The organism is Moorena sp. SIO3B2 (assembly GCF_010692525.1).
GTDB classification, from domain to species: domain Bacteria; phylum Cyanobacteriota; class Cyanobacteriia; order Cyanobacteriales; family Coleofasciculaceae; genus Moorena; species Moorena producens.
Window position 1 is genome coordinate 1 of record NZ_JAAHHE010000399.1, and the last position, 5314, is coordinate 5314.

Annotated in this window: 4 protein-coding genes; 2 read left to right on the forward strand and 2 right to left on the reverse strand. The window is 45.1% G+C overall.

Annotation, left to right across the window (positions count from 1 at the left end; genetic code table 11):
* Positions 1 to 720: 720 nt before the first annotated feature.
* Together F6K38_RS34570 and F6K38_RS34575 are read right to left on the reverse strand one after the other, a co-directional pair.
* Positions 721 to 1518, reverse strand: a complete 798-nt coding sequence (locus F6K38_RS34570) for an SDR family oxidoreductase (RefSeq protein ID WP_287359632.1) — start codon at positions 1516 to 1518, stop codon at positions 721 to 723.
* A gap of 62 nt (positions 1519 to 1580) precedes the next feature.
* Entirely contained in the window at positions 1581 to 2171 is a 591-nt protein-coding gene (locus tag F6K38_RS34575) for a TetR/AcrR family transcriptional regulator (protein ID WP_287359633.1), read from the reverse strand.
* A 1077-nt stretch (positions 2172 to 3248) separates the two neighbouring features.
* Here F6K38_RS34575 and F6K38_RS34580 point away from each other — a divergent pair.
* Positions 3249 to 3776 (forward strand): hypothetical protein, encoded by a 528-nt coding sequence (locus F6K38_RS34580; RefSeq protein ID WP_287359634.1) that lies wholly within the window; start codon positions 3249 to 3251, stop codon positions 3774 to 3776.
* A gap of 393 nt (positions 3777 to 4169) precedes the next feature.
* The gene (locus tag F6K38_RS34585) at positions 4170 to 4445 is read left to right on the forward strand and encodes a hypothetical protein (protein ID WP_071106254.1); all 276 of its coding nucleotides are present in this window, start codon (positions 4170 to 4172) and stop codon (positions 4443 to 4445) included.
* Positions 4446 to 5314 lie beyond the last annotated feature (869 nt).

Below are 5314 nucleotides of genomic sequence, written 5' to 3' on the forward strand. Positions count from 1 at the left end.
TCCTCTGCTGTTGCACCGATGGCGAGTTCGTATAAACCACTAATGGATGGAGCGTCTTCTTCTGCTGTTGGTAATGATTCATTAGCCATGTTACTTTGAGGGTTTTCCATCTTTTTCTAGGTTATGTGATGAAAGTCAAAGGGCGAAAAGTGAGAAAATTTCTCCCCCTTGTTATAGTGGCGGATTCCGCTAATAATTGGCCAGGGTAAATCTATGAAATTTTTTTTGACAAATTATCTTTTGTATGTATCTTAGCTCAAAGGGCGTTCGCGAAGCGGCTCTTTTGGAGCATCGCATCTACAATAACCTTACTGTCAGTCCCACTCACAGAATCCGTTGCGCAATCCACTCGGTTAATGCGTTCGCGAAGCGGCTCTTTTGGAGCATCGCATCTACAAGCTTACTCAAGGGTCCCACTTACCGCAAATCCGTTGCGCAGTCCACTGTGTTAATGCGATTCGGGCAAAGCCCGACGCTGCGCGATCGCATCCACAAGCATAAGCAAGGGTCCCACCCAGCACAAATCCGTTGCGCACTCCACTCTGTTTCACCAAAATTCTCCAAGACCGATAATGTCGGCCTAAAATCAGCTGATGTTACAGTTATAGCGCTGCGGACAGCGCTATAGTAAAGTTGGAATCAATCAATAGAGGGCGTTCGCGAAGCGGCTCTTTTGGAGCATCGCACTAACGCGCTTTCGCTGTAGACCGCCCCAGACTATTAAACGTTCATATATCCACCGTCTACGACTAGGTCAACCGCCGTCACATAAGAAGACTCGTTGCTAGCCAGAAAAACTACTGCTTGGGCAATTTCCTCCGGTTTTCCTTCTCGTTCGCGTAGCGTGGCCCAAAGGCCATGGAGGGGCGCGGCTTCCTTGACAGCTTCCATGAACCCTTCAAACGCGCCATCCGGCAGGCCGAGTTTGCTCTCAAAGTTAGTGCGAACGATACCAGGGCTGACGGCATTGACGCGAATTTGGCGGGGAGCCAGTTCAGCAGCTAGGGAACGAGCAAAAGAGCGAACAGCAGCTTTGGTGGCAAAGTAAAGACTGCCCATCGGCACTCCTTTCTCGTTTACCGCTGAGGCATTCAAAATAATGCTGGCTCCTTCATTCAACAAGCCCACTAATTTCTGAACTGTAAAAAAGACTCCTTTGACATTGATGTCGAATTGGTTATCGTAAAAGGCTTCATCTACCTGTTCGATAGGAGCAAAGTAACCAATCCCAGCATTAGCAAATAGGATATCGAGTGTGCCAAAAGTCGCTTCTACTTGGGCGGTGAGATGATCTAGATCTGTAAGCGATGGCCAAAAGGCCACGCTACGCGAACGCACATCAGCTTTAACAGGGATAGCATTTTCCCCCAAAGCATCCGCTGCTGCATTCAGTCGCGTTTCGTTTTGTCCAGTAATAATCACTCGTGCCCCTTGGGCGATAAACTGCTTTGCGGTTTCAAAACCAATTCCAGTAGAACCACCGGTGATCACTGCAGTCTTGTTAGCTAAGCGTGTCATACTAATACCTCAAATCAAATATCAAAACATTGACCATTTGGTCTAAGTTAGACCAAAAAAAATTAGTTACCCTTGAGAAAGCACAATGCCGCTTGCACCGTTCCCTCTAGTGTGGTATCGTCATTCATCACCCGACCCAGCAACGCCATACCCTGTGTTGTACACAACAGTAAACGAGCCAGATCCCGAGGATTCACGGTAGACCTTACTTCCCCCGCCACTTGGGCACGGGTAAGGGTAGTACAGAAAATGTCTTCTACCTGCCGCAGATACCCCCGCATGACTTTGGCCACTGCTTCATCCTCTGTATTGAAATCGGCAATATTGGTGCCGAGCATACAGCCACAGCTACCTGGTTGGCTGTGCATCTCCTGCAATTCCAGAAGCAATTGGGTCAGGTTTCCCAAAGGCGAGCCATCCGCAGATAAGCGATCGCGCATGTCCCGAATCGTTGTCTGAGCATAGTGCTCTAACGCTTTGAGGAATAGCGATTGCTTGTTACCAAAGGTGTCATACAAGCTTTTTTTGCCAATCCCCATAGTTGTCAGCAACTCCGATAGGCTGGCGGCTTCATAGCCATGGGTCCAAAACACTTCCATAGCCTTGGTTAAGGCGACTTCAGGATCGAATTGCTTTTGGGGACCACGAGTCATTGGAAACCTGTTTGATTGATGACCATAAATTAAGACTAACACAACTTAAACCGATTGGTCAAGGATTATTTTCAAATTTAGGCAGGGAGCAGGGAGCAGGGAGCAGTTGCGTAGGGTGCGTTAGGGGCGGGCTTGCCCTCATGTTCAACCTCTTCGCGCCTGGTTGGGAAAGCCCGTCCCGTAACGCACCACCGGGTCAAATAGCTTTAATGAGATGCACCCATAGGGCAGAAGTAGTTTTCGATTTTTGTTTATGCAAGCCTTTTGCCTGACAACTGCCGCGAAGTCTATTTTTCCTCTGAAAGTAGGCGGAGCAATTTTCCTTCATGCTTCTGAGATTACCATAGTTTGGTGGCAATTTTTGGCTATCCCACTTCTACTCCCCCCTGAACGGTTACGTTTTAGCTATTCAATTAATGAGAACTAAATTCAATAAACTCCCCTTTTTTCAGAGGGGTCAAAGAGCCATGAGATTGATTCAGTCTACCTTCTAGCTCCCTTGTCACCCCTTCAGCGACAAACATTATAGTTAACTAGTATTTTACTAATCTAGTGAGGGACAAAAGTAAGGTAGTGGTAGCAATGAAAAAAACCCAGCCGCAGCTAGGGACAAGCGCTAAAGTACTTGGTTTACTGACTTATGCCAAAGGTAGCATTGTAGGTAACTAGTTGAGAGGGGTTTGAATTCTGAAACCTTTGATTTTTGGGGATTTTGGAGCTGAAACAGCCTTTATTTTAATACGTTTAATGTTGTATTCATCAAATTATATTTTTGTCAGTTACCATTTATACCAAATTGGGTATTATATGAGGTTTTACATGAGGTTTTATACCAATTTTGGTATTATATGAGGTTTTACATGAGTTTTATGAGGTTTTACATGAGGTTTTACATGAGGTTTTACATGAGTTTTATGAGGTTTTACATGAGTTTTATGAGTTTTATGAGATTTTACATGAGGTTTTACATGAGGTTTTACATGAGGTTTTACATGAGGTTTATTAGTTTAAAAATAAATCCATTTTAGTTAAATTGATATCATCAAACAAAAATCAAAAAAGGAAACGAATCATATTATGTTTTCCCGACTGAAATTTTCCCGACTGAAATTGACCAAATTGGTTGCCCTATTTGCAGCAGTGATTTCACTGTTTTGCACCCTTCAAACTCCTGCTTTGGCTGCAGTTCCCATCGACATGCCCTGTGGTGACCGAGCATATGGCACTGAGCTGCAGGCGAGTGACCCTGATGGTGCCTTCTGGGTAAATGACTGTGGCGAGCGTATGGAATTTGTTGTTGACTATGCAGATGGTCTGTGGAATTACGGCTCTGCCGAGCCCTACAACACATTGGTAGGTCCTGAGGGTAACCCTGATGGTCCTGTTTATGATAATTTCGCGAATCCTAGCTGCAAGGGCGCTGAGTTATCCTACCTGATCAACGGTGAACCAATTCCTTATGGCTGCTACTCTATTCAGCGGAGTTTCTTTGTGGAGCCTGGCGACTTCGTGCAACTGGTTAACAATGATGCGAAGGGCAGCGCCTATCAAGATAACCAAGGTGAGATTATTATCTTCGATATTCACAACCAATCTGCTTGGTAAAGTCATTGATGTCCCCGGAATTTTGAGGATTCCGGGGGATTGAGTCTGATCAATTCAAACCTTCCCCTTGGCTCACCCTGAAGCCAAGGGGAAAACAATATGATTGTGCCTGACTCATCACGGAAATCGGTTTCAGTATAGATACTGATGCTATTGTTTTTCAACAGACTGCGATAGACTAGGTGCTGGGGATTCTAGTAGAACACATTAAGCCCAGAACTCCACTGTGGCGGGATAGAGAACTGCTTGCTCACAGGGGTAGGTTTTTTAGATTTGGGTCGGGAGGGTGCGACCCGTGGCGAATTTAATTCGACGACTGTAAGCGCACCGAGGGAATTGGGAGTCGGGAGTGGGAAAAAATCCTGTGTCCCCAACAATTAATTAATTAATTTTGTGGATAACGATCTGCGATGGGAGCTTGGAGCCCCTATCCGATTGACTTTGGCCTTGTCACGCTACGCGAATGGTCACGCTCTGCGTGCGATCGCATTTCCCGACCTGGAGGCCATGATAATCCAAGTGGTCTTTGCACACAGTCCCACGATGGACCTCACGGCTTTGATTGCAAAGGTTAAGGCGCGATATGTGACGGCGTGTCAGCAGCTAGTAAATCTTTTGGCGGAAATTCTAGAAAGCAAGGCAGCTAAAGCCTTTGGTCACGAACGCTAGACCTAATCAGGGTGTATCGACTTTTTAATCATTTTTTGTCGTCACTTTACAGTAAAGTATCATTATCATAATGAAAAAAGGATTTGGACAATCTCGTGGTACCAAGAAGACTGCAAAACTCCCCGTCGTTACCATTCGGACACACTTGCATGCCCCTAGCCAGAAGCAATTGCTGAAGGAAGCACTGGCAGAAGGATATCAGTTGATCTACTCACCGCCCTATAAGGACGGTGATTCTTGACAGATCATCGGGTTGTGCTGCCAAAGCATGTCTTACCATCCTTCCTTGTCCGTTTATGGTCGTGCCGATGCCCCATGCCGACCTTCTCTATGTTTTTTGCAGCATTAATATCCTGAGGGGGTGACAACCCAGCTACAAGCCTTATGGCTTGAGAATTAGAGCAACTTTTGGTAAAAAAAGAACGGTCTCGATTGTCAATAAGACCATTATATTGAAAAATGTTACCTCAATTTTACCAGACTCATCTTCAAAGTCGATTAAACGCCACTAATTCCTGCTCTGTGTCTTGATGCAGTCGCTTAACAACAACGATAAAGAGACATCAGCGATTTCGGGTAACGTTTATTACTGAATTCAACACTTCTGACCCAAAGGTTCTTACCCTATTACACCCGGTCATGATCAAGATAATGTCTTTAATGCTACTAGGCGCGGTTACCGAAGAGCTGAATAAGTTAAGGTTTTACAGGATTTTGCTACTATTTACTCCATGTTAACCGGTACTCTAGTATGCAGATCCAAAAACCGTCCTTGCTCTCAACTTACCAGACAATATGCTTTGTATCATCAAAATTAAATTGATTAACATTATTGCACTTAAAGGTTGAGTAAAATGCAAGAACGATTT